At 72.8% G+C, this 22,547-nt stretch carries 24 protein-coding genes; 4 read left to right on the top strand and 20 right to left on the bottom strand.

The window, feature by feature from the left end:
- Positions 1-3: 3 nt before the first annotated feature.
- Together AB0H28_RS26950 and AB0H28_RS26945 are read left to right on the top strand one after the other, a co-directional pair.
- Positions 4-1,041 carry a ParA family protein gene (locus AB0H28_RS26950; RefSeq protein WP_358045835.1) on the top strand — a complete coding sequence of 346 codons (1,038 nt, stop codon included), beginning with the start codon at positions 4-6 and terminating at the stop codon, positions 1,039-1,041.
- A gap of 335 nt (positions 1,042-1,376) precedes the next feature.
- Complete coding sequence (locus AB0H28_RS26945) at positions 1,377-1,844, top strand: hypothetical protein (RefSeq protein ID WP_358045831.1); 468 nt, start codon at positions 1,377-1,379, stop codon at positions 1,842-1,844.
- 58 nt (positions 1,845-1,902) lie between these two features.
- On the opposite strand, the gene AB0H28_RS26940 is transcribed toward AB0H28_RS26945, so the two are convergent.
- From AB0H28_RS26940 to AB0H28_RS26860, 17 genes are all read right to left on the bottom strand, one after another.
- Positions 1,903-3,924 (bottom strand): hypothetical protein, encoded by a 2,022-nt coding sequence (locus tag AB0H28_RS26940; protein WP_358045828.1) that lies wholly within the window; start codon positions 3,922-3,924, stop codon positions 1,903-1,905.
- Positions 3,925-4,393: 469 nt separating this feature from the next.
- On the bottom strand, positions 4,394-4,648 hold the full coding sequence (locus AB0H28_RS26935) for a hypothetical protein (RefSeq protein ID WP_358045825.1): 255 nt from the start codon (positions 4,646-4,648) through the stop codon (positions 4,394-4,396).
- Positions 4,645-5,064 (bottom strand): hypothetical protein, encoded by a 420-nt coding sequence (locus AB0H28_RS26930; protein WP_358045822.1) that lies wholly within the window; start codon positions 5,062-5,064, stop codon positions 4,645-4,647. The genes AB0H28_RS26935 and AB0H28_RS26930 overlap by 4 nt, the downstream gene beginning before the upstream one ends.
- Positions 5,065-5,069: 5 nt before the next feature.
- A complete protein-coding gene (locus AB0H28_RS26925) occupies positions 5,070-5,801 on the bottom strand; it encodes a Pycsar system effector family protein (RefSeq protein WP_358045819.1) in 732 nt (243 codons plus the stop codon).
- 89 nt (positions 5,802-5,890) lie between these two features.
- The gene (locus tag AB0H28_RS26920) at positions 5,891-6,541 is read right to left on the bottom strand and encodes a hypothetical protein (RefSeq protein WP_358045816.1); all 651 of its coding nucleotides are present in this window, start codon (positions 6,539-6,541) and stop codon (positions 5,891-5,893) included.
- A gap of 40 nt (positions 6,542-6,581) precedes the next feature.
- Positions 6,582-8,999: a DNA translocase FtsK gene (locus AB0H28_RS26915; RefSeq protein ID WP_358045813.1), complete on the bottom strand. Its 2,418-nt coding sequence runs from the start codon at positions 8,997-8,999 to the stop codon at positions 6,582-6,584.
- A 102-nt stretch (positions 9,000-9,101) separates the two neighbouring features.
- On the bottom strand, positions 9,102-11,033 hold the full coding sequence (locus tag AB0H28_RS26910) for an ATP-binding protein (protein ID WP_358045810.1): 1,932 nt from the start codon (positions 11,031-11,033) through the stop codon (positions 9,102-9,104).
- A gap of 87 nt (positions 11,034-11,120) precedes the next feature.
- The gene (locus AB0H28_RS26905) at positions 11,121-11,996 is read right to left on the bottom strand and encodes a hypothetical protein (RefSeq protein WP_358045807.1); all 876 of its coding nucleotides are present in this window, start codon (positions 11,994-11,996) and stop codon (positions 11,121-11,123) included.
- 53 nt (positions 11,997-12,049) lie between these two features.
- Positions 12,050-13,504 carry a hypothetical protein gene (locus AB0H28_RS26900; RefSeq protein ID WP_358045804.1) on the bottom strand — a complete coding sequence of 485 codons (1,455 nt, stop codon included), beginning with the start codon at positions 13,502-13,504 and terminating at the stop codon, positions 12,050-12,052.
- Positions 13,501-13,962 (bottom strand): hypothetical protein, encoded by a 462-nt coding sequence (locus tag AB0H28_RS26895; RefSeq protein WP_358045802.1) that lies wholly within the window; start codon positions 13,960-13,962, stop codon positions 13,501-13,503. The genes AB0H28_RS26900 and AB0H28_RS26895 overlap by 4 nt, the downstream gene beginning before the upstream one ends.
- A 14-nt stretch (positions 13,963-13,976) precedes the next feature.
- Positions 13,977-14,432 carry a hypothetical protein gene (locus AB0H28_RS26890; RefSeq protein ID WP_358045799.1) on the bottom strand — a complete coding sequence of 152 codons (456 nt, stop codon included), beginning with the start codon at positions 14,430-14,432 and terminating at the stop codon, positions 13,977-13,979.
- A gap of 151 nt (positions 14,433-14,583) precedes the next feature.
- Positions 14,584-16,068: a hypothetical protein gene (locus AB0H28_RS26885; RefSeq protein WP_358045796.1), complete on the bottom strand. Its 1,485-nt coding sequence runs from the start codon at positions 16,066-16,068 to the stop codon at positions 14,584-14,586.
- Entirely contained in the window at positions 16,065-16,331 is a 267-nt protein-coding gene (locus AB0H28_RS26880; RefSeq protein WP_358045793.1) for a hypothetical protein, read from the bottom strand. Before AB0H28_RS26880 ends, AB0H28_RS26885 begins: the two co-directional genes overlap by 4 nt.
- Entirely contained in the window at positions 16,331-16,837 is a 507-nt protein-coding gene (locus AB0H28_RS26875; RefSeq protein ID WP_358045791.1) for a hypothetical protein, read from the bottom strand. Before AB0H28_RS26875 ends, AB0H28_RS26880 begins: the two co-directional genes overlap by 1 nt.
- Positions 16,834-17,514, bottom strand: a complete 681-nt coding sequence (locus AB0H28_RS26870) for a GGDEF domain-containing protein (RefSeq protein WP_358045788.1) — start codon at positions 17,512-17,514, stop codon at positions 16,834-16,836. Before AB0H28_RS26870 ends, AB0H28_RS26875 begins: the two co-directional genes overlap by 4 nt.
- Positions 17,511-18,026 carry a histone-like nucleoid-structuring protein Lsr2 gene (locus AB0H28_RS26865; protein WP_358045785.1) on the bottom strand — a complete coding sequence of 172 codons (516 nt, stop codon included), beginning with the start codon at positions 18,024-18,026 and terminating at the stop codon, positions 17,511-17,513. Before AB0H28_RS26865 ends, AB0H28_RS26870 begins: the two co-directional genes overlap by 4 nt.
- Positions 18,023-18,643, bottom strand: coding sequence for a sigma-70 family RNA polymerase sigma factor (locus AB0H28_RS26860; protein WP_358045782.1), 621 nt, complete (start codon positions 18,641-18,643; stop codon positions 18,023-18,025). Before AB0H28_RS26860 ends, AB0H28_RS26865 begins: the two co-directional genes overlap by 4 nt.
- Before the next feature lie 245 nt (positions 18,644-18,888).
- On the opposite strand from AB0H28_RS26860, the gene AB0H28_RS26855 reads away from it, so the two are divergent.
- Together AB0H28_RS26855 and AB0H28_RS26850 are read left to right on the top strand one after the other, a co-directional pair.
- A complete protein-coding gene (locus tag AB0H28_RS26855; RefSeq protein WP_358045779.1) occupies positions 18,889-19,716 on the top strand; it encodes a GntR family transcriptional regulator in 828 nt (275 codons plus the stop codon).
- The gene (locus AB0H28_RS26850; protein WP_358045776.1) at positions 19,713-20,465 is read left to right on the top strand and encodes a protein phosphatase 2C domain-containing protein; all 753 of its coding nucleotides are present in this window, start codon (positions 19,713-19,715) and stop codon (positions 20,463-20,465) included. The genes AB0H28_RS26855 and AB0H28_RS26850 overlap by 4 nt, the downstream gene beginning before the upstream one ends.
- 210 nt (positions 20,466-20,675) lie before the next feature.
- On the opposite strand, the gene AB0H28_RS26845 is transcribed toward AB0H28_RS26850, so the two are convergent.
- Genes AB0H28_RS26845 through AB0H28_RS26835 form a run of 3 tightly spaced genes read right to left on the bottom strand, consistent with a single transcriptional unit; the run spans position 20,676 to position 22,539 of the window.
- Positions 20,676-20,990, bottom strand: coding sequence for a hypothetical protein (locus AB0H28_RS26845; protein WP_358045773.1), 315 nt, complete (start codon positions 20,988-20,990; stop codon positions 20,676-20,678).
- 5 nt (positions 20,991-20,995) lie between these two features.
- Positions 20,996-21,685 (bottom strand): helix-turn-helix transcriptional regulator, encoded by a 690-nt coding sequence (locus AB0H28_RS26840; RefSeq protein WP_358045771.1) that lies wholly within the window; start codon positions 21,683-21,685, stop codon positions 20,996-20,998.
- Positions 21,682-22,539: a helix-turn-helix domain-containing protein gene (locus tag AB0H28_RS26835; protein WP_358045768.1), complete on the bottom strand. Its 858-nt coding sequence runs from the start codon at positions 22,537-22,539 to the stop codon at positions 21,682-21,684. Before AB0H28_RS26835 ends, AB0H28_RS26840 begins: the two co-directional genes overlap by 4 nt.
- Positions 22,540-22,547: the final 8 nt, after the last annotated feature.

Below are 22,547 nucleotides of genomic sequence, written 5' to 3'. Positions count from 1 at the left end.
CCGATGACGTTCGGGCAGATGGTGGGCGCCGATCCCGACCTCGTGGCGGCGATGGAGCTGTCGCGCCGACTACGGCCGTCCCTCGGCCGCGTGTTGGCGGTGCTGAACGGGAAGGGCGGCCAGGGCAAGACGTCGGTGACCGCGAACCTGGGAGGTCTGTTGGCGCTGGCGGCGGAGCAGGCGAACTCCCCGCGGCGGGTGCTCCTGGTCGACTGCGACCCGCAGGGCAACCTCGGCCTGGACCTCGGTTACCTCAAGCCGGAGGACGTCCCCGTCGACGGGCGGCTGCCGGAGGGCGTGCAGGTGGGCGACGACGGCAAGGGCCTGATGACGGCGCTGCAGGCGGGGACAGTGCCGCACCGGCTGCGCGACGTTCGCCCGTGGCTGGACGTCATCCCCGGCGGCTCGGCCCTGGACGAGGTCAACGGCATGATCTTCGGCAAGACGGCGCGGGGCCACGCCCACCAGGCCCGCCTTGCCCTGGCGGAGGTCCTGGCGACGGTCGCCGATGAGTACGACTGGATCCTCATCGACTGCCCGCCACGTGAGATCAACCTTCAGGACCTGGTCCTGGTCGCCAGCCGGGCCGCGCTGGTGCCGGTGAGCTTCGACCAGGCCAGCCGACAGGGTCTGTCCGGCGTCGCGGAGCGGTTCAGTCGGGCGCTGACGATCAACGAGCAGTTGGAGCTGCTCGGCGTGGCCATGTTCGGGTTCCAGTACCGCGTCAACCGCAAGGGCGACGAGGTGGGACAGCGTCGGGAGGTACGGCGCGAGCTGGAGGAGGACCTGCGCGCCGCCGGCACCGACGCCCTGGTGTTCAACTCCGTCATCCGCTACATGCCGTCGGTCGCCAAGGCCTGCCGTGACCGTGGCCAGCTCGTGCACGAACTGGAGCAGGTCGAGGGCCCGAAGTGGTGGGAGGTTCGCGCCGGCACCGCCAAGGGCCGGCCGGTGCCCAGCAGCGAGGCCGGGAAGGTCGCCCAGGAGTACGAAGACCTCGCCAGCGAGGTCTTCACCCGGTTCAGCCAGTTGGGGCGGTGAACGTGAGCGAGCAAGAGAACACCGACGCCTACACCCCGCCGGCGCCGAAGCTCCGCGGCTTCGGCCGTGGGTCGTCCCTGGCAGGGCTGGTCAGCGCTGACCGCACCTCGGCGGTGTCCGCGCTGACGACGCCGGCGACCAGCCCCCGCGTGCCTGATGACACGGAATCAGCGAGCCCGACCCCTGCCACCCGCGCTGAGTCTGCGCCCGCAGCCGCCGAGGAACCGCCGGCGGCCGTCGCTGGCCGTACCGAGGCCGCGCCCGCCGCTCCGGCACGGACAGCGTCCGCGCCAGCGGCGGAGAAGACGTCGACGGGCCGCGCACCGGCCGCCGAGATGCCAGATCTGTCGGTGGACCTGGACGATCCCGCCGCGCTGGCGGTCAGCCCGACGGTCCTCAGCGTCCCGGCACCGCTCATGGCCCGGTTCGAGCGGGCACGGCGCACCTCCAGCAGCAACACCGAGCTCGTCCTCGACGCGCTGCGCGCCCACCTGGCCGAGCTGCCTCGCTTAGTCGCCGACGCGCGCCGACCGGCGGCCACCGACGCCAGCGAGCCGTTCCCATGGCGCACCTCCACCCAGCGGCGTACGGCGGCGGCCAAGGTCCGCCGGGTGCAGTTGCCGATCCGGCCCCTGGCCGGTGAACTCCAGGTCATCGACACCCTGGTCGGGTGGGTGCAGCAGCAGCTCGGCGCTGGCCCTCGCTCCCTGGGCGGTCGCATCACCCGGTCCGAGGTGGTGGTGGCGGCCCTGGACGCCCACCTCCCCGCCGACCGACCGCGCGGACGCCGACCGAAGGCGTGACCCGCGGCCACCGGGGGTCAGGGTCGACCCTGACCCCCGGTGGCCGCGGGCGTGTCCGTTAGGACTCGTCGAGACCGCGGGGGAGTCCGGCGCCCGGCTGGGCGACGGCAGGCCAGTCGCAGTCGGCGAGCGGCGCGGCGTCGAGCAGGGCGGCGCGATCGGCCCGCCGAAGGTGCCCCGGCGTACGGGCACGAACCGAGGCCAGGGCGGCGTCTGCCGCCGCGCTCCGCCGTCCGGGTGCCACCGAGCCCCGATCATGGCGCTGAGCCTCACGGGCGGCCCTGTGACGCTCCTGCTGCTCCTCCGCCTGCTCGACGACCAGGGCCCGGCGGTGTTCGGCGTGCCGACGGGTCGGGTACGGCGGCTCGGCCGGTCCGGTCATCGCCTCATCGAGCAGAGCGCGCAGGTAGGCCGTGGGGTTGTCGGGCTCGGCCAGCAGCGGGCGGGTCCGGGCCCGTCGGACCCAGGCGTCGAGCGCCTCGGCCGTCCAGTCCGGACCGAGTGCGGCGCCCAGCGTGGCCGCGACCCGGGGCAGAGGAGCGCGGCGCAGCCACACCCACCGGCCCTGAATGGCCCGGGCCAGGTCGTACGCCCATCCCGACCACTCAGGACGTGGCCGGGCCCGTCGTGACGCGCCACCGGGCCTCTGAGCCGGCCTAGGATGCTGTACAGGGTGTGACCTGGCCGGGCCGCGATCGACTCTGCTTCTCGTTGATGAGCGCGAAGCGCCGTCCTTCCTCCGGCTCTGCCGGTTCCCCGACGGAGCGGACGCGATTGACGGCGAGATCAGCAGACCCCGAGACAAGCAGGAGTAAACACTCATACCTGAAGACACCATGTGGGGGGTGCGGAAATTGGTGGCCTGGTGGCGGGCCTGATCGCGGACGCCGGCGACGGCTTGGCGCATCTGCCTGCGGCGGACCTGCTCGCGGTAGTCGATCCAGCCGCCGGTCCGGGCTTCCAGGGCGTCGACGCGCTCCTGGGCGGCGGCGAGCAGGCCGCGGGCGTGCTCCAGCAGGCCGGCCAGGATGTCAAGGGCGTCGGCCAGGTAGGCGTCCCGGGCGGCCGGGTTGCTGTGGTGCAGCGGTCCGCGGTGCAGCGGAGTGATGTCGAAGGCGGCGCGGGCCTGGGCGCGGCCGGTGGCGCACCGCTCGGCGTAGGTGAGCCGGCGTCCCTGCTCGGTGCGGGTGCACCAGCCCAGGGCCTCGGCGCGGCGCCAGGCGTCGGTGACCGGGCGGGTGGAGTCGCAGCCGGCCAGCTCGGCGGTCTCGGCGCGGCCGGGCATCGCGCGGCGGCCGGAGCGGCGGTCGGCGTTGACGGCCATGACGGCGCAGACCCGGCCCAGGGCGGAGCGCCGGCCTCGACGGCTGACCCGGGCGGCCGTGTCGCGCGCGAGCGCGTCGGCCAGCAGCCACACCGGCCTTCCCCAGCTCTCGCCGGCCTGGAACGCGGTCACCGTCTCGACCAGCCGGGTCGTCCAGGCGGTGAGCGCGTCGACGCGCGCGCGGGCCTCGGTCACCTCGGCGAGCTGCGCGAACCGGGCGGCGGTCGCGGCGGCCTCTAGGGCCATCGCGTGCTCGTGGTCGGCGCGGGCCTGCGCGAGCCAGGAGTACCCGCACAGCCAGCACGTCGGCACGGGATCGGGCTCGCCGCACGCCGCGCACCCGGCGGGCTCGCCGACGTCCAGGCGCTCGCGCAGCTCGGCCACCAGACGCTGGCGCTGCCGCACGGCCTGCCGATCGGTGCGGCTGCGCCAGCACGACCAGCACAGCGCCTCGGAGCCCTCGCCGTCGCGGGGGAGCCCCTGCTTGTCCCGGCCGGCCGACGCGCACGACACGCAGGGCGTCTGCAGGCCGGTCGGGTAAACCGGCCGGCGGCGGGCGCCGGGGGTCGCGGCCAAACGGGCCTGCCCGGTGCCGGTGAACTCCACCAGCAGCCGCTGGTCGACCAGGTGGGTGTGGCAGCGGGACTGGCCCACCACGACGAGCGAGATGGTGCCGGTGGCGTAGCAGTCCGGGCAGTACCCGAGCGCGGTGACCCGATCTGGCGACAGGATGGTCGAGCGAGGGGTGGCGATCATCGCGGCACCGCCGGGCAAAGGGCACCTGCGGTAATTGCGGCGATGTGGAAGGGCGGGACTGGGCGCGCAAAGGCAGCGCGACACGCAGAAAAAGTGTCGAGAGACAAAGATGCACCCAGCCCGGAGGTGGATGCTATGGTGTCCTCCGAGCTTGTTGGAGCCTCAGACCCCGTCCTCGCGGCCAAACGAAACAGGGGTTTGGGGCTCTCTTGCTGTCTGCAGTTAGGGGTTGAGCGCGGGCGCTCCCTCAAGATCAAAGTCTGAACGTAACCCGTGGATCTTACGGTGAAGCAGACCGTCACGGGGGTCCCAACACGCCCACAAACTGACTGTCCTGAGTAGACATCTGCCCGAAATGCGTACATACCGGCACTAGCTGGACAGCCTTTCCGGGCAACGTTTTTCGACCGTGGGCACCACGATGGGCGGCCCGACGAGTCGGGCCGCCCGTACGGGGCGCGTGAGGTGATCACCCGGGCAGGTGGACGGTGTCGCAGTACACGGCCGCGCCGTCGCCGTCGTGGACGTACAGCTCGCCGTAGCGGTCCTCGGGGCCGTCGACGGCGGCGAGCAGCTTCTGCGCCTGGCGGCAGGCGGCGTCAACGTCGGCGGCGGTGAAGTAGGTGACAGCCTGCGGGTTGTCGGGCTCGGGGTCGGTGACGACGTCGAGGCGGTACTCGTCGGTGGTGCCGGCGACGTACGTGGCGAACAGGCGGGCGGTCATCGGGGCACCGCTGGCGTGTGCGGGGCGTAGCCGGTGGTGAAGGGCCCGTCGGCGTGGGAGACGGTCCAGCGCAGCCGGCGGCTGGTGAGCCAGGCACCGGTGCGGCTGGCGAGGTCGCGGTGCCAGCGCCGGATAGCGGGGTCACCACCGCCGTCGGTGGTGAAGGCGAGTAGGGCGTAGCCGCCGGGAATGCCGGCGTCCGGCTCGCCGGGGTGGGCCTGGCCGTTGACGGGGAAGTGCACGGAGGCGAGGGCGGGCATGCCCTGGTCGGGCAGGGTTTGCAGCATGTGGATCCGGCCGTAGTCGACCAGGTGCCAGCGGCCGTCCAGCGGCAGGCCGAGCACGGTGCGGGCGGCGGCGAACAGGTCGTAGGCGTCGACGCGGTCCTGCACGACGATCGTGGTGGTGGTCGTCATCGCGTTCACCGGCCCCAGATCGCCGCGGCGGCGGTGACGGCGGCGCCGGCGTAGCCGGCGAGCAGCAGCGGTACCGCGCGGGCGATCGCGGCGTACTTCGCGCGGGTGGCGCGGGAGAGCCACCACAGCTCGCGGGCGCGGCTGAGCGGGGTCATCTGCGCGAAGTGCTCGGCGTCGCCGCCAGCGACGCGGGCCAGGACGTCGGTGGGGGTGTCGGCGTCGGCGTAGGCAACGAACCCGAAGTCCCCGCCGAGGCGGGGCCGGGAGGCCAGCAGGAGCAGGACCACGGCGGCGAGGACCACCACGGCGGTCACCGCTCCGGCGGCCAGGGCGGCGGGGGAGAGGTGGCCGCCGGCACCGGCGCCGCCGAGCACGGCCAGGCCGGCGCCGAGCAGTACCCCGGCCATCTGCAGGTAGCCGCCGGCCTTCGGGTCGATGCGGGCCAGCTCGGCGCGGACGGTGGCGATCTCGGCGTCCAGGGCGGCGGTGGCGGTGCCCCGCCCGCAGGCGGCGGCGTGCGCGCCGGCGCGGGCGAGGATCTCCAGCGCGGACAGGTCGCGGTCGGTGTGGCCGCAGCCGGTGCAGCGGGTGTAGTTGTCGACGAGGCTGGGGGAGATCTCCACCAGTACCGCGTGCGCGCCGGCGGTGGGAATCTCGAAGTGGCGCTGGCCGTGCGGGTCGCAGTCGCTGGCGTAGGCCACGCCGAGGTAGGTCGGGTCACCCGGGTCGGGCACCATGGGTGTTGCTCCTTCGTCTGATGCGGATTGGGGGAGTGGCGGGCGGCCCCGGCTCGGAAGGCATGGGGGCCGCCCGCCTTGTGTGCGGGTCAGTAGGTGGTGTCGGTGGTCGCGCGGCGGGCCCGCCGGTCGGTGAGGCTGTCCAGGGCGTCGCCGAGGGACACCCGGCTGGTGGCGGCGTAGGCGGGCAGGGACAGGGCCAGCCACACCGCGGCGGTCAGTCCGGTCGCGGCCGGGCCTGTGCCGGCCGGTGCGCCGAGGTAGATGGCGGCTGCGGTGAGCGCGCCGATCGCGGCCCAGCCGATGCGGGCGTAGGTGGAGCCGGCCAGCGCGGCGAGGTAGAGCACGCCGGCCGCGACAAGCCAGGTGACCCACAGGTCGCGGCCGGTGGCGGGCAGGCCGGCGGCGTGGGCGTCGAGGTAGGCGCGCATCGGGTCGGAGATGCTGTGGGTGATCGGCCCGCCGGTGACCCACGTGCCGGCCGCGCCGAGGCCGGCGTCGATCGCGCCGATGATCGCGGTGACGAACGTCCAGATCCCCCACAGCAGCACGGCGAGCACCGCGAGGGCGGTCAGGGCGGCGACGGCGAGCAGCCAGTTGTCGCGCAGGAACCCGGTGGCGCGGTTGTGGCGCCACCAGTCGGTCAGCGCCCGCCAGCGGCCGGTGCCGGCCTCGGTGGCGCGGATGTGGTCGGTGGGGGCGAGGTCGAGGTCGTGCTCGCCGGAGGTGGGGTTGTGCATGGGGGGGGTCTCCTTCGTCTCGTGGAATCGGCTCGGGGGTTCAGCGGCGGGTGCCGCTGCGGAACGGCAGCACCGTCGCGCCGGCGCTGTCCGTGGTGTCGGTGGGCTGCTCGCCGGCAAGGGTGGCGAGCAGGTCGGGCAGTTCGTCGGGGCGCACCAGGACTCCGCGGGCCTTGGAGCCTTCGGAGGGGCCGACCACGCGCATCTGGTCCAATTGGTCCATCAGGCGGCCGGCCTTGGCGAAGCCGATGCGCAGCTTGCGTTGCAGCATCGAGGTCGAGCCGAACTGTGAGGTCACGACGAGTTCGGCGGCCTCGCGCAGCAGGGCCCGCTCGTCGTCGTCGAGCCCGTCGACCACCGCGGTGTCCACGGCCGGGCCGTTCGGGGCCTTCGTGGCCGGCGCCATGTCGGCGGCCGGCGGGGTGGGCTGCCCGCCGGTGGCGGCCTGGCCGCGCCAGTGGTCGACGACGGCGGTGACCTCGGCGTCGGACACCCAGGCGCCCTGGATCCGGACCGGGGTGGAGGCGCCCATGGGCAGGAACAGCCCGTCGCCCTTGCCGAGCAGCTTCTCGGCGCCGGGCTGGTCGAGGATGACGCGGGAGTCGGTCAGGGAGCTGGTGGCGAACGCGAGCCGGGACGGCACGTTGGCCTTGATCAGCCCGGTGACCACGTCGACCGAGGGGCGCTGGGTGGCCAGGACAAGGTGGATGCCGGCGGCGCGGGCGAGTTGGGTGATCCGCACGACGGACTCTTCGACGTCGCGCGGGGCGACCATCATCAGGTCGGCCAGCTCGTCGACCACGACCACCAGGTACGGGTACGGCTCCCGCACCCGCTCGCTGCCGGCCGGGGCGCTGATCTTCCCGGCGCGGACCTGGCGGTTGTACTCGTCGATGTGCCGCACGCCGTGGGCGGCCATGTCGTCGTAGCGCATGTCCATCTCCCGCACCACCCACTCCAGGGCGTCGGCGGCCTTACGCGCGTTGGTGACGATCGGGGTGACCAGGTGCGGGATGCCGGCGTAGGCGGTCAACTCGACGCGCTTGGGGTCGATCAGCAGCAGCCGCACCTCGGCCGGCGTCGCCCGGGTCAGCAGGGACACCAGCAGGGTGTTGAGGCAGCCCGATTTCCCGGATCCGGTGGCGCCACCCAGGAGCAGGTGCGGCATGGTCGCGAGGTTCGCGGTGATCGCTTTGCCGTCGATGTCCTTGCCCAGGCCGACCAGCAGGCGGTGCCCGTCACGGGCGGCGCGGGAGCGGATGACGTCGCCGAGGGTAACGACCTCCCGGTCCGGGTTGGGGACCTCCACACCGACGGCGCTCTTGCCCGGGATCGGGGACAGCAGTCGCACCTCGGGCTGGCCGACGACGTAGGCGAAGTTCTTCGCCAGGCCGATGACCTTCTCCACCTTCACCCCGGGGCCGATGGTGATCTCGTAGCGGGTGACGGTCGGCCCCCGGTGCGCGCCGGACACCTTCGCGTTGACCTTGAAGTCATCCAGGACGCCCTGCAGAGCCTGCTTGACGGTGGCGGTGGCCGAAGTACGTCGCTGCGGCGGGTCGCCGGCGGCCAGGAGGGCCAGCGGTGGCAGCGGGTAGCCGCCCGCCGTCACCGGCGTCGCGGTGGCCGCTGGCGCGGCCTCGGCGGCCGGGCCGGTGGGCTGGCGGGGCGGGAGCGGCGGGCGGGGCGCGGATTCCGCGGAATCGGCCGCCGGGGCCGGGTGGGCCGCCGCGGTGTTCGGGCGCGGGGCGGCCGGTGCGTCGAGTTCGTCGTCCTGGGCGACGTCGTCGAACCCGTCGAAGTCCTTCTCATCGCAGGGCGTGGCCGGGCGGCGGCGGGCGGCGGCGAGGGTCGTGACCATGGCGACCGGGGTGATGCCGGTGGCGGCGGTGAACCCGGCGGCGACCAGTCCGACCAGGACCGGGGTCGCGCCCCACGCGCTGAGCACTGCGCCGAGGCTGCCGGTGGCGCGGCCGAGCAGGCCGCCCGCGTCGGCGGCGGCCAGGTCCAGCAGGCCGGTCAGTCCGGCGGCGGTGAGCAGGGTGCCGGCGGCCTGGGCGAGGATCCGCACGGTGTGCGTGCCGGCGGGGTGGCGCATCGCCTGCACGGCGAGCCAGATCAGCGGGGCCGGGACGGCGACGGCGAGGTGCCCGAGCAGCCCTTCGGCGACGCCAGCGGGGACGTCCAGGAGTTGGCCGGGCAGGCCGGCGGGGTGGGTCCACACGGCGGCGGCGGTGACGACGCCGGTGATCAGCAGGGCGAGGCCGGCGGTGTCGTGGCCGGGCAGGTCGACGTCGGTGCGGTGCGGGCTGGGCAGCTTGCGGGCGGCCCGGCCGGCAGCGGCGGCGGTGCCGTGCCAGGCGGCGCGGGCGGCCAGGCCGGCGCGGCGGGCGAACTCGGCGCCGTGGTCGACCTGGTCCTGCTTCTTGCTGGTGCGGCGTCGGGCGGTGCTGGCCATCGGGGGTCTCCTTGTCCGGACCGGGTGGTGCGCGGCAGGGGCTCGGGTGGGCTTGGCAGCCGCCGCGAGAGCCGACCCAGTGGTCGGCTGTCACGGCGGCGGTCAGGCCGAGATGGTGAACGGGCCGCCGCGCTGGGCGGGCGGGGTGATCCGGCCGGCGTCCTTGAGCCGACCGAGCAGGGCGTAGAGCTGCGACTGGTTGACCGGGCAGTCCGGGCGGTCGAGCAGCGCCTGCGCGGAGGCGGGGCCGCGGCGCAGGCACGCGAGGACCCACTCGGCGGCGGTCTGCGGCGGTATCTGCTCCACCACCGTGGTGGAGCGGCGGCCGGCGCCGAACGCGGCGCGCAGCTTGTCCACCGCGCTGCCACCACCGGTGCCCGCGGCAGCCTTCGCGGCGGGGGAGCGGTGCCCGGGCAGCACGATCGGAGTGTTCGGGTCGATCTCGGGCACGTTCCAGCGCACCGGCACGCGCGGGGCGGCTGCCGCAGCGGCGGCCTCGTCGAGGTGCGGGACGCGGCAGAGCATGCCGACGCGGGCGCTGCTGCGCAGGTAGCCCATGCCGGCGGTGGTCTTGCCGTCGATCTCCGGCTGCAGGGCGAACGGGTCACCGACGAAGTCGTCGGGAAGGATCGTCGTGCCCGAGCCCCGGTTGGACAGGCGCAGGATCAGCGCGTTGCCGGCGACCAGGGCGTCACGCAGCCGCACCGACCCGCCGAGGGACTTCATCTGCGGGAGCTGGGTGGCGAAGACCAGGCCGACACCGGTCTTACGCATCGTCTCGGCGGCCTGCTCGGCCAAGGCCACGATCGGGGTGTTCGGGATCAGCACGAGCTGGCACTCGTCGACGATCACGACGAAGGGACGCAGGCCGAGGGCCTTGACGCGGGGGTCGTTCTCGTCGAAGGCCTCGACGCCGGCGCCGGCGAGCAGTTGGGAGCGGCGCATGATCTCGGCGTGCACCCGGCGGGTCAGCAGCGTGGTCTTCTCGATGCCGGGGTAGTAGTCCACGGCGTCCTTCCACGCCGGCAGCGACTGGCCGTTCTGCGGGTCACCGACGGCGACCTGGACACCGCCGTCGAGCAGGTTCGCGATCAGCGCACCGAGGGCGCGGGACTTCCCGGCGCCGGTGGAGCCGACGACCAGGCCGCCGAGCACGCCGTAGTTCGGGCGGGACACGATCCAGTTGCCGGGGGAGCCGTCGGCGAACCAGGCGATCTCGAAGCGGCCGGCGTTGTAGGTGGGGCCGGTCCAGGGCACGCCGTCGGCGATGTAGGACCGCTCGACCAGCACCACTCGCACCCACGCCCGCTTGCCGGTGGAACGCCAGCCGATCGCGCCCTCGTTGAGGTCCAGGGCGACCTCCACGTCCGGGCCGCTCTTGAACAGCGGCCCGGGCTTCGTGCCGGGGGTCAGGCGCACCAGGGCCTCGGTGACACCCGGGCGTGGCTCGGTCGCCTGGATGAGGGTGGTGCCCTCGCACACCTTCGCGGCGAGCACCTCGCTGTCCCAGCGGCGCTGCCAGTGCGCGGTCAGCGGGTCGACCACCTCGACGGCCGGTTCGGCGACCAGCACCGGCGCGGGCTGCGGCGCCGCGGTGAGGTGGCGCAGGTGGTGCCACCACGGCCAGCCCAGCACCACCCCGAGCAGGGCCGGCACAGCGATCGTGAGGGTGGGGTACACAGCCATCGCGTCCGCGCCGCCCGCGGCAACGGTCGCCACCGCGTACCCGCCGAGCACCACGGCGATCGCGGCCCGCCACGCCCGCACCGTGCGGGAGCGGGCCCGCCAGCCGGCGGCCGTGGCGGCGATGGCCAGGGCGACGATCCCGACGCTCTGCCACGACAACCCGAGGGGCCCGGCCACCCAGGCGAGGGCCAGCTCGGCGGCGACCCAGTACACCGGCAGCAGCCGCCGCCAGGAGCGCTTCACGATCCACGCCAGGGCGTAGGCGGTGACGGCGAGCAGGGCGGTCAGGGCGCGGCCGAGCGCGGCCGTGCGGTCCGCGCGGATCTCGGAGGCGGTCCGGGTCGACATCGCTGGTCTCCTCTTGCAGTGCTGGCGGGGATTCGAGGGATGGGGGTGTGCCCCGGGGCGGCGCGCGCCCCGGGGCCCGGGGACCGGTCAGCCGACCAGGACTTCCTTGCTGGCGACGTTGCCGCCGGCGTCGGCGACGGCCTCGGCGACCTGGCCGTCCTTGCTGTTGAAGTCGGCCAGAGCGGCCTGCAGCTCCTCCTGGGCGTTGTTGAGCGCCGCCCCGGCGGCGGCGAACTGCTCGGCGGCGTCGCGCAGGTGCCCGACGGTCGAGGCGGCCATGTCCAGGCCCTCGTAGCGATCGGCGGCCTCGGTCATCACCCCGGCGATCCCGTTGGTCATCTCGGCGTTCTCCCCGGCGGCCTCGGCGGCCTGAGTGAACGCCGCGCGGATCTCCTCCGGACCAGTGGCTTCCAGGTTCACGGTCAACTCCTTGCTGTTGGCGGTGCTGGGGGTAGGGGTGGGGGTGGTGCTGGCCGGGACAGCGGTGTCGTCGGTCAGTTCCGAGCGGCACATGGCCAGGGCGTGGCCCAGTGGGTCGGTGACGATGTCGTGGTCGTCGAAGTCCCCACCGCACATGGGGCACCGCTCGTACACGAAGCCCTCGCGGATGATCTCGACGTCTTCGACCGGGGGACCCGCGATCTGCCACTGCCACATGGCGGTTGACTGAAGCCCGCAGGCGTCGCAGCGGGTGTCGATCGTGGCAGTGCCGTCCGCATCGAAGTGGTCGGTCCCAGCGATCGGCTTCGCCGTCCCGTGGCAGTAGGGCCGGCGGCATCGGGTTTCCAGGCCAGCCGGGATGACGTGCTGCGGCCCGTAGATCGGGTCGTCGGTCCAGGCGTTCGCCGGGGCGATCCCGCTGTCGCCGTCGGGCAGCACCTCTACCGGGCCGTCGGCCGCGTACAGCCGCACCAACCACGCCCCGGACTCGTGCATCCGCAGGGAGTACACGTCGTCCCACACACGGCTAGCCGCCTCGCGCGCCTGCTGGTAGGTCATCTGGGGAGCACTCATGGCTAGCCGACCAGAACTTCCTTGCTGGCGACGTTGCCGCCGGCGTCGGCGACAGCCTCGGCGACCTGGCCGTCCTTGCTGTTGAAGTCGCCCAGGGCGGCCTGCAGCTCCTCCTGGGCGCTGCCCAGCGCCACGTGCGCGGCGGCGAACTGCTCGGCGGCGCCGCGCAGGTGCCCGACGGTCGAGGCGGCCATGTCCAGGCCCTCGTAGCGATCGGCGGCCTCGGTCAACACGCCGGCGATCCCGCCGATCTGCTCCGCCTGCTCCCCGGCGGACTCGGCCGCCTGGGTGAACGCCGCGCGGATCTCCTCCGGACCAGTGGCTTCCAGGTTCACGGTCAACTCCCTCAGTTGCTCGGTGCTGCTGGACGTGCCGGCCGCCGGGTCGGCGGCCGGGTGGTGCTGCTCATCCCCGGCGTCGGCGCCGGTGCTCTTGTGCTCGTCGCAGAACGGGCCCTGCGGGCCGCCGCCCGGGTTGTCGCACCACTGGTCGGGCAGGCCCTCGCTGACCTCGCGGTACGCGCAGCGGCCGTACAAGTCGTTGCGGATCCGCTCCACGTCGGCCTGAGTCGGCGGGCCGACCGGATCCGGCCCGGCGGCCGTAGCGGCCGAGGGCTGCGACACCGGCGGCTTCGGGGGGCAGGTGTGCTTGGCGCCCGCCGCCTCGGCGTCCTGCATCGAGGTGAAGGACTCGTCGTGCTGGCCGCACACCCGGCACCGCCACCCGAACCGCGGCCGAGGGCGGGGTGCCGTGCAGGTGGGGCCGCACGGCGTCAGGCAGTAGGGGTGCTGGTCGGTGTGGACCACGCCGGGCGCCGGCTCCCCACGGTCCCCGCTGACCGGTTCGCCGGCGGTAGCTGCGGGGGCCGGGTCGGCGGCGTCCTGGGCGCCGCCGGGGATTACCCGCAGCGCCGGCCGGCGCGGCTCTTCGTCGGAGCTGGCGCGGTCGCCGGCGGCAGCCGCCGCCGATTCGGCGGAATCAGCGGAGGGGGTGGGCTCGGGCCCGGTGTACTGCTCGGGGTGGACGGTGCGTGTGTGCTCCCGGCCGGCGCCCTGGGCGTTGGCCTCGATCCGGTACGGGCGGCTGGCCCAGCCGCACACGTCGCAGTCGGCGTACCAGCGGCCGTCGTCGTCGACGTCGACCACGACCCCGTCGACGGCCTGGGCGCCGCTCTTGCGGGCCATTGCCCGGCGGCGGCGGGCACGGGCCCGCTCGGTGGCGTCCTCGATCAGGCCGGCGAGGTAGCCGTCCGCGGCGGCCACGGCGCCACCGGCCCGGCCCGGGCCGGCCGGGGCGCTCGCCCCGGCCGACCCCTCGGCCTTCTGGGCGGCCTGCTGGCGGGCGCGGGCCTGCCGGCGGGGGGACTGCTTGCCCCGCGCGGCGTAGGCGGCGTCCTCGAACAGCAGCACGGCGATCTTCGCCACCGCCAGGTAGACCAGGATGTCGAAGAAGATCACTGGACCACGTCCCGGATCGTCTCGCCGAGACCACCGAGAACCATCGGCAGCAGCAGCGCGCAGGCCAACGCGACGTGCGGCAGGTGCTTCTTGAAGCCCCCACCACCGCCGCCACCGCCAGCGGCGCCCTTACCGCCGGCGGCGCCCTTACCGGTGCCGCCGGCCTTGCCGCCCTTGCCGCGCAGGAACACCACCACGACGATCCCGAGCGCGAGTGCCAGCGCGCTGGGAATGGCCACGGCGACCTGCTTGGTGTCCTGACCGATCCAGTCGCCGATCGGCCCGGAAATCTTGCCGATGCCGGCGGCGAGCCACTTGTTGATCTGCTTGACGATGGCGCCGGCGAGCAGTCCGCCGACCATCAGGCCCGCGAGGACCCGCAGGCGGGGGGTGAAGTGGAAGAACACCGCCAGGGCGATGTAGACGACACCCAGGAGCACGAGGGCTGCGCTGGTCATGACAGGTGCCTCCTTTACAGGGTTGCGATGAACACGGCGGCCACCGAGGCGGCGGCCAGGGTGCGCAGGGGGTGGGCCAGGACCCACGAGGCCAGGTGCAGCAGCCCGCGGGGGATGAGGACCAGGACGGCCCAGCAGGCCATCGCGATCGCGTGGGCGTCGGAGCCGTCGCGGGCGCGGCTGGCCTGCCCGACCAGGTCTGACAGCGGCTCCGGGGAGCCCGTCCAGACCGCGGTGACGCTGTCCCAGTCCCCCGGGATGTCACGCAGAGTTATTCCGGTGCCGGAGTTGGGGCCGGAAAACGGTGGCGCGAACTGTGCGGGTTCGTCCCGATCGGGTTCCGGTAGGGGAGGGGTTGGGATGGGCTCCTGCCTCGGCGGAACCAGGGAAATCACCTCCGCCTGCCCCCGGAATGGAACTCGCGGCACCGGTGACGGTCGGTAGTTATCCTCGGCGGGTTGGGCGTTCATCGGATCACCTCCATCAGGTGCGGCTGGTGCGGGTCGATCGGACGGTTCATCGGGTCGTTTCCTCCTGCCGAGGGGTGGGGCCACGGCACTCGACCCGACGTCGGCGGCGGATCGAGCACCGTGGACTCATCTCCCGGTCGGCGGACGCGCGTCAGGCGACGCGGTTGCCGGCGGTGAGTTCCAGGACCTGGCCGGCGATTTCCGCCGGCACGGCGTTGAGGACCTTGCGGATGGTGCGGTCGGAAATTCCGGTGATCTCCGCCAGCTCGGTCTGCTTGGCGCCTGGGTTTTCCGCTCGGGCGAACAACACGATCGCCACGGTTTCCGGTCGGACCTTGTCCACCTCGGGCAGGTTCTCCGGCAGCGTCGCCGGAACCGAGGCCAGAGATTTCCGGGGAGCGGGTCGCGCGATTTCCGGCTGCCGACCGGCGCTGGTTTCCGCCCGCTCCTGCGCGCGGGCGAGAGCGCGGCGGGTGCGCTCCAGTTCGTTGACCAACCCGTCGCGGGCGTCGATGATCGCCTGCGCCTCCTGTTCCGCGCGGGCCCGCAGATTGGCCTGACGCTCGGCGAAGCGCTGCGACTCGTCGAGCTGCGCCCGCAGCGCCCGTACCGTCTCGTCCAGCTCGGCGACCCGGTCGTGGGCCGCGCGGGCGTCGAGGCGGGCCTCGGCCAGAGTGTCCTGGTAGTCGCGTTCGGCCTGTTCAGCGGCGTCGGCGAGGATCCGCACCTGCTCTGTGGCGCTCTGCTCGGCGAGGACCCGGGCGGCGGCGGCCCGGTCCGCGGCGTCGCGGGCCTCGGCGAGCCGGCCCTCGGCCAGCCGGGCCGCCTCGATCGCGGCGGCGGCCCGCTGCTCGGCGACCTCGACGGCCGTGCGGGCCTCCGCGGCGGCGTGGGCGTGGGCGGCGATTTCCGCCTCGGTGGCGGCCTCGATTTCCGCCCGCTTTTCCGCCTGCGCCTGCGCGGCCTTTTCCGCCTCGTCGGCCCGGGTTTCCGCCGCGACCCGGGCGGCGGATTCCGCCTCGGCCCGCGCCGTTTCCACCCGCGCCCGCTCGTCCGCTTCCGCCTGCGCCGCCCGGGCGGCGGCCGTTTCCGCCCGCGCCGCCCGGACCTCGTCCGCCCGGCGGGCGGCCTCGGCGGCGGCCTGGTGCTGCCGCTCGGCCTCGATTTCCGCGTGCTTACGTCCGCCGTCGAGGTCCCCGAGCACCAACTTGGACAGGAACAGGAACGCCAGCGACGGCAGGCAGGCCAGGAAACGCGCCGACCACGAGGCGTCCGCGCCGACCGCCGACAGTTGCGCTGCGAGGGAAAGCAACGCCCCGCCCAGCAGGACGAACAGGGCGTAGGACAGCAGCTTCTTGCCCTGCCGCAGCCTCTTGCGCAGCGACAGCGTCGCCACCAGCGGCAGCAACTCGGAGATGACCGCATTGGCCCACCCGAACCACTCCGGGGTGTCCTCGGGCATCCAGTGCAGCGTCCAGTCCTTCATATGCGTGAACGACGCGGCCAGAGCGGCACCCATGATCGCCACGAGGACGACCAGCTTGACGGTGTCCTCGACCTTGTCGAGTCCGCTCTCGACCGCCTCCGGCGGCTCGACCGCGTCGCCGGAGGGCTGCGTCGGCGTGGACGTAGTCACTGCGGACCTCCCGCCGTGGCCAGCACGCCGTGGACCACCCGCACCGATGCCGGGGCCCGCTCGTCGGCGATCAGCGCCTGCCCGGTGCCGAGCAGCTCGCGGGCGATCTCGTCCTCCGCGCACGACTGGTGGCACGCCGCGCCCCGGCCGTCGCGCATCTTCGTGTTCGTGGTGCAGACCCGGCAGGGCAGCGACCGATCGCGGTCGTAGTGACCCGGACCGGTCCAGTCCAGGTGCACCCGCACCACCAGCAGCCCGGCCATCAGCACACCTCCCCGCGCGCCTGCCGCGCCGCCCGCACCCGGGCCAGCAGCTCCACACCGAGCGGGTTGAGGTCGGCCTCGTCAACGTCCTCGGCCAGGGGGTGCCGGTGGTCGTCGACCCACCGGGATACCCAGCTCCCGCCGACGACGGCGGTGACCAGGCCGACCGCGACGGCGGGGGAGTAGAGCAGCACCTGCGGCACCTGGTCGGCGTACTGCGCGAGGGCCCGACCGGTCAGCGCCGCCGCGGGGGCCCCAGCACCCGCCGCGCTGGCGGCGACCCGCAGCACCCGCGACCGGGCCGGCGTCGCCGGCTGGCCCGCCGTGCGGCGGGACTCACGTTCGGCGTCGACCGCCCGCCGCAGCTCGCCGGCGTACCAGCCCGGCAGCGCCGCCACCTCGGCGGCCCGCCGCTCCAGCCCGGCGTCCGTCAGGCCCTTCAGGCCCGCGCGGTACTTCGCCAGCGCGGCGGCCAGGTCCATCGCCTTCGTCGTCGGGGCCGTCATGCCGCACCTCCCAGCGCGCGGGCCGCCTCGGTCATCTCCCGTAGCCGCACGACCGGCCGCGTCTCCACCGGCGGCAGCTCGGCGATCCGGTCGTACTCGGCGACCTGGTCGCCGCCGGCGGCCTTGGCCCGGTACAGCGCCAGGTCCGCCGCGCCCAGCACCCGCGCCGGCTGGTCACCGACCATCGCCGACACCACGCCGACGCTGGCCCGCACCACCAGGTCCCGGTCTCCCGACAGCTCGATCGGCGCGGCCAAGGACCGCACCACCTCGGTGCCGAGCAGGTGCGCGATCGGCGCCGGCGACGGGCAGACCAGCACGATCTCGTCGCCACCGAGCCGAGCCACCGCCGCGCCGTCGACCTCGCCGATCGCCTCGGCCAGACGGGCCGCGACCTCGATCAGCACCTCGTCGCCGGTGTGGTGGCCGTAGGTGTCGTTGATCTGCTTGAACCCGTCCAGGTCCACGAGCGCCAAGTCGTAGGACTCTCCGCCCAGCTCACCGAGGACGGTGAACAGCCCGAGCCGGTTGAGCAGCCCGGTCAGCGGATCCGTGATCGCGGCCCGACGGACCTGCGCCAACTGCGAGCGGTGCGACCACGCCGCCCAGGCGGCCCACGCGTGCCCCGCCAACGACGCCGCAGCGACGGCCGGGAGCAGCATCGTCCGCGCCTTCACCGGGTCACCTCCGACCCGGTGGCCGCCGCCCACGCCTGGACGACATTCCGCGGAATCCGGCCGCGCTCGCGTACGGCGTAGCCGTTGGCCTGGGCCCACTGGCGGATCGCGGCGCGGTGCGCGGCGGCCTCCGGTCCGGTTCCCATCTTCTGCCGCAGCGCGGCCAGTTCGGCGGTGAGCTTGGCCTCCTTCTCGGCCAGCTCCCGGCGCCGGGCCTCGGCGGCCTGCTCGGCCTCCAGCCGGCCGGTCAGCTCCGTAACCAGGGTGCCGATCTTCTCGGCGAGCTGGCGGGTACGGCCGGCCTCGCTGCCCTGGGCCAGGGCCAGCAACTGCTCCAGCGTCTTGCCGGTGAGGACGTCCTCCGTGCCGGCCGGGACCATCGCGTCAGACGGCACGGTGGTGACCCGGATGCCCATCGGCGTTCCTAGGTCGGGGACGGTCGGGTTGCCCGTTGCGGCCCGCACCAGGGCGGCCCGGTCGACGCCGTTGACCTCCATCGTCGGGGTGCTCATGCCGGCATCACCGCCGTCACGGGAAGCAGCCCGCGCAGGGCCCGCAGCGCCTTGTGCTGGAGCGCCTTGATGGCCGCCGGGGTCTTGCCCAGCGCCTGCGCGGTTTCCTCGATCGACAGCTCGCGCAGGTACCGCAGCGTGATGCACTGCTGCTGCGCCGGGTTGAGCTGCTCGATCCCGGCGAGCAGGGCCTCTCGGGTCAGCGTGGTTACCGCGGCGGCCTCGGGGCTCGGCGCCTGGTCGACCGGGGCCGCGTCCCGCAGCTCGGCGACCGGGCGCTCACGCCGCTGGTGCGAACGCTGCCAGTTGATGATCAGGTTCCGGGCGATCGTGGTCACCCAGGCGCCGAAGTCGCCGCCCGGCCGGCGGAAGCTGGTCAGGTTGTGCAGCGCCCGTAGGAACGTCTCCGAGGTCAGGTCCTCGGCCACCTGCCGGTCCAGAACCCGGCGGTAGATGAACCGGAAAACTTGGTCGACGTACTGGTCGTAGACCAGGCCGAACGCCTCCGCGTCACCGGCCTGAGCCCGCACCACCAGCGCTGATACCTCGCCGGACGTCGATCCGGGCTGGGGCTGCCCGGACGGAACTTGGGCAGCACGTACTCTCGTTGCAGGCATCTGAGCCTCCTCAGGTAGAGATGCCGACCGCCCTGTGGGTGCAAATCCGCAGGGCATTGGTCACAGCGGGTGCGATCCGCTAGGGCCGTGACCGCGGCGGGTGCGATCCGCCGCGGTCACCTTTAGGGCTTAATAGGTGCGATCCTTCAAGCCCCTTTGCATCTTGTCTTGGGACAATGTTGACTGTCGGATAGGCTCGTGTCAACGATAGTCCCAAGACAATCTGGTCGAGATGAGGAGACGCGGTGGCTGTGCACTCGCGCTACTTGGACATCGCAGCCAAGATCCGCGCCCGGATCGAGGCCAACGAGTGGCAGCCTGGCACCAAGCTGCCTCGGCTCGACGACTTCGCCGCCGAGTACGGAGCGAACCGAGACACCATCGGACGGGCCATCGGAGCACTAGAAGCCGAGGGCTACGTTTGGGCAGTCCAAGGTCGAGGGATCATCGTTCGCCACGGCACGATCCGGCCTCGCCGGCCTCGGGGAAACCTGGTGAAGCGGAACGCCACCGCCCCGGGGTACTCGTTTCCTTCGGCATCCAGCCAGGAGGTCTGGAAGCACCACATCACACCGGCGGCGACTGTCGAACCCTTGACCGACCCCCGGATCGCCAGGTTGCTCGGTGTCGAGGCGGGCACGCGAGTGCTGCGCCGCTTCCGGGTCACCGGTCCAGAATCGGAGCCTCCGTTTCAGATCAACATCTCGTGGGTCCACCCTCGGGTGGCTGACATTCCGGGAGTGGCTTCGCAGGCACCCGGCCCTGGCGACTGGCTCTACCGCCTGGAAAAAGCTGGTCACTGGCCGCTGAGCTGGATGGAGATCCACCGAGCTCGGATGCCCAGTAAGGATGAGGCAACCCTCCTGGAGATCCCGACCAGTCTTCCGGTCCTGGAGATCGTCCGCGTGGGCACATCTGGGGCGGACGGCAAGCCCGTTGAAGTAACCGAGTACATCGTTGCCAGCGACCGAGTCGAGACGATTCACGTCCTGCACCGAGATGAGTCAGCACAATCCCCATGGGCTGACGAGGTCGACGACGCACCTAGAAGCGAGCCGGGCGGCGACGCATGAAGCTACCTCTTCGCATCGAGTCAGCAGGCGATTCGCACGTAGGGTTCGTGCGGCGCCGCAACGAGGATGCGATCCACCTCGGGCACTTCCTGATCGCGGTCGCCGACGGGCTCGGGGGACATGTGGCTGGCGACGTAGCCAGCTCGACAGCAATCGATGCTCTGCGTCAATATGACCAAGAAGTCGAGTCAGGTTCCCTGGCTGATGTCCTCGGGCGAGCGGTGAGCGGCGCCAATGACGCCCTTCGACGCCGGACCAAGACCGAGCCCGAGCTAGCGGGCATGGGCACAACCCTGGTTGCGATGCTCATCAGCGACAGGACTGCCGCGCTGGCCAACGTGGGTGACTCGCGGGCCTACCGGCTGCATGGTCAGGGTGCGCAGCGGGGGCAGACGACTCAAATCACTGAAGATCACGTCTACGGGCACCTCGTCGCGGACGCGGCCGACGTACCCAATCTTCCAGAGCGACTGGCGCGCTTCCTGGACGGACGACTGGACGGCCGCTCACCCGACATCACCTTGTTGACCTTGCAGCCTGGTGACCGATTTCTGTTGTGCTCCGACGGACTTAGCTCCTACGTCCCCCAGAAGCTGATACATGCCGCGCTGGCTGGCGCCCCGAGCCCAGCGGAGGCCGTAGAACGCCTGATTGCGACAGCGCTCGATCATGGAGGCCCGGACAACATCACGGTGGCCGTTATCGACATCCAGTGCACAGATGACTCGGTCACTTCGCGCCAAGGGTGAACGCGGCAAATCCGCGTAAGCACTGCGTACGGCTCGAATGCGAGCCAGGCTAAGGCGCGCGCCTGCCTCAGATGCCGAGGGTGGCAAACAGGTCGAGCTGTTGTCCAGGGTCGGCCGGCAGGCAGGCCACCCAGACGGCTTGTCCAGCGCGGGAGCAGGCGTCGACGACGTCGGTCCAGCCGGCGCCTCGTCCGGAAACTACGGACGGGCCTACTGAGGCTTGACCTGGTGGTACGGGTGCGTGGTCATGGTGAGTTGGCCGCCAGCGACAGCCGGATCGGTCGCGGTCAGGTCGGCGGCCGGGCCTGGGGGTAGCGCGAGGACCAGGGCGCCGACGAGATCACCGGTCAGGCGCTGGTCGTGCCGCCAGATCGGGCCGGCGATCACAGCTGTCCCGGCTTCGACCTGGCGCCTGATCCATGCCATGTGACCTGCGGCGTTGCGCTGTGCCGCTAACGGCTGGGAGTAGTCCCACTCAGGGCCGGGGTGAACCAGGACGAGACTGGTCGCAGGAAGGTGATCCATGCGGATCAGGATGACAGCACCGGAGATCGTCCGTCGATGTCGGTAATCATCACCAGCCGGGCTGACGGGTCTCCGCCCAGCCACGCCCACTGCACGGTGATGGCGGTGCCGGCTAGGCCGACGACCTCGTGATGCGGTGTGTCGTCGACCCGGCCAGCAGACCAAACGGCGGTCGCTGCACTGCTGGCCGCGCACAGCGCCGCGACGACGTCGCGCACCGTCTGGCCGGGATCGGCGTACCACGAGGTCACCGACCGGGTCCGGGCCACCAGCTGGCCGGCGACGGTCGGCCAGTCGTCCCACAGGGTGCGGATCTGGATGGCCCAGAGTGCGAGGTTGTGCACGGTCGGGGCGGCGATCGGGCTGGCCGACAGCACGGTCCATGCCGGGTCGACCACCCATGCGGGGACGGTCAGGCCCGCGACCAGCAGCGAGAGGTGGGCGGGCTCCAGCGGCGCAGGTGCGGCATACGGCGGTCGGTGCAGCCGGTCCAGGTGCCGCATTGCGGTGTCATCGAGGTCGAGCACGTCGACTATCCGGACGAGGGTGAGGGGTGTCGTCCGGTGGCCGGCCTCGACGGCTTGCCAGGCCCGACTGGTGATTCCGGCCCGGCGTGCGGCGGCGGCCTGGGTCAGACCGGCGCTACGGCGGACGGCGGCCAACCAGGCACCGGCACGCCGCTGAGCGGGAGTCATGTCCGCAGTCGCGCGCAGGCCGGGCAGCGCTCCGGTGCACTCTCGGCCGTCAGCTCCGGGGTGTAGCCGGGCGGATACTGGAACGCGACGACGCGGCGGCCGTCATCTGGTGCCACCGGGGCGAGAATCACCATGTCCAGGGGTACGCCAGGATCGTCGAGGTCAGCACCGGGCTCCCGGAAGAAGCGGCGTGCGGTGGGCGGGTCCACGCTGATCACCGGGGCCGCAGCCCACCGGGCGGCGAACTCGGGGTAGGCGAGCAGTTCGTCGAGCAGCGTTGAGAATCCAGGGTTGCTGGGCATCAGCGCGTACAGGGCACGGAAGCGCGCCACGAACTCGTCTGCGAAGCGCGGCCAGTCGACGAACACGTGCTGGGCGTGCACGTTACCGAAGATCCATTTGGCGATGTTGCGGTCGACGGGAGGTACGGATCCGAAGTCGACGAACCACTGTGCGACGGCGCGGTTCGCGCCGAGAACCTGCCACGCCGCGTCAGTGACGTACGCCGGACAGGCCATCTGCTCGCACATCTGCGTCAGGCCGGCGTCGGGATCGGTCGCGTAGCTCTGCGCCGGTCGGGACATGCCGGTCGCCGTCACCCACAGCATGCGACGTTCGTCGGCTTCCAGGCGCAGCACATCCGCGACCCGCTCCAACAGATCGGCGCTGGGACGGCCACGACCACCGTGCTCAAGATCCACGTAGGCGCGCAGGCCGTACCCCACCGCCTCGGCGACGTCCTCCTGGGTCAGACCACCACCACTGCGGCGGCGCAACCGGGGCGGTAGCCCGATGTCCTCGCGTGTCAGGCGGGCGCGCCAATGCCGCAGCACCTGACCCACCAGCTCGCCCACGATCACAC

It is taken from the genome of Micromonospora sp. NPDC050980 (assembly GCF_040653835.1).
Taxonomy (GTDB): Bacteria; Actinomycetota; Actinomycetes; order Mycobacteriales; family Micromonosporaceae; genus Micromonospora.
The sequence above is the reverse complement of the archived record's forward strand: the minus strand, read 5'-3'. Positions and strand labels throughout refer to the sequence as shown.

Bases quoted from the DNA above. Each gene is read 5' to 3' on its own strand.
- AB0H28_RS26950 (WP_358045835.1), top strand. From the start codon at position 4: ATGACGTTCGGGCAGATGGTGGGCGCCGATCCCGACCTCGTGGCGGCG.
- AB0H28_RS26945 (WP_358045831.1), top strand. From the start codon at position 1,377: ATGCCAGATCTGTCGGTGGACCTGGACGATCCCGCCGCGCTGGCGGTC.
- AB0H28_RS26940 (WP_358045828.1), bottom strand. From the start codon at position 3,924: ATGATCGCCACCCCTCGCTCGACCATCCTGTCGCCAGATCGGGTCACC.
- AB0H28_RS26935 (WP_358045825.1), bottom strand. From the start codon at position 4,648: ATGACCGCCCGCCTGTTCGCCACGTACGTCGCCGGCACCACCGACGAG.
- AB0H28_RS26930 (WP_358045822.1), bottom strand. From the start codon at position 5,064: ATGACGACCACCACCACGATCGTCGTGCAGGACCGCGTCGACGCCTAC.
- AB0H28_RS26925 (WP_358045819.1), bottom strand. From the start codon at position 5,801: ATGGTGCCCGACCCGGGTGACCCGACCTACCTCGGCGTGGCCTACGCC.
- AB0H28_RS26920 (WP_358045816.1), bottom strand. From the start codon at position 6,541: ATGCACAACCCCACCTCCGGCGAGCACGACCTCGACCTCGCCCCCACC.
- AB0H28_RS26915 (WP_358045813.1), bottom strand. From the start codon at position 8,999: ATGGCCAGCACCGCCCGACGCCGCACCAGCAAGAAGCAGGACCAGGTC.
- AB0H28_RS26910 (WP_358045810.1), bottom strand. From the start codon at position 11,033: ATGTCGACCCGGACCGCCTCCGAGATCCGCGCGGACCGCACGGCCGCG.
- AB0H28_RS26895 (WP_358045802.1), bottom strand. From the start codon at position 13,962: ATGACCAGCGCAGCCCTCGTGCTCCTGGGTGTCGTCTACATCGCCCTG.
- AB0H28_RS26890 (WP_358045799.1), bottom strand. From the start codon at position 14,432: ATGAACGCCCAACCCGCCGAGGATAACTACCGACCGTCACCGGTGCCG.
- AB0H28_RS26880 (WP_358045793.1), bottom strand. From the start codon at position 16,331: ATGGCCGGGCTGCTGGTGGTGCGGGTGCACCTGGACTGGACCGGTCCG.
- AB0H28_RS26875 (WP_358045791.1), bottom strand. From the start codon at position 16,837: ATGACGGCCCCGACGACGAAGGCGATGGACCTGGCCGCCGCGCTGGCG.
- AB0H28_RS26865 (WP_358045785.1), bottom strand. From the start codon at position 18,026: ATGAGCACCCCGACGATGGAGGTCAACGGCGTCGACCGGGCCGCCCTG.
- AB0H28_RS26860 (WP_358045782.1), bottom strand. From the start codon at position 18,643: ATGCCTGCAACGAGAGTACGTGCTGCCCAAGTTCCGTCCGGGCAGCCC.
- AB0H28_RS26850 (WP_358045776.1), top strand. From the start codon at position 19,713: ATGAAGCTACCTCTTCGCATCGAGTCAGCAGGCGATTCGCACGTAGGG.
- AB0H28_RS26845 (WP_358045773.1), bottom strand. From the start codon at position 20,990: ATGGATCACCTTCCTGCGACCAGTCTCGTCCTGGTTCACCCCGGCCCT.
- AB0H28_RS26840 (WP_358045771.1), bottom strand. From the start codon at position 21,685: ATGACTCCCGCTCAGCGGCGTGCCGGTGCCTGGTTGGCCGCCGTCCGC.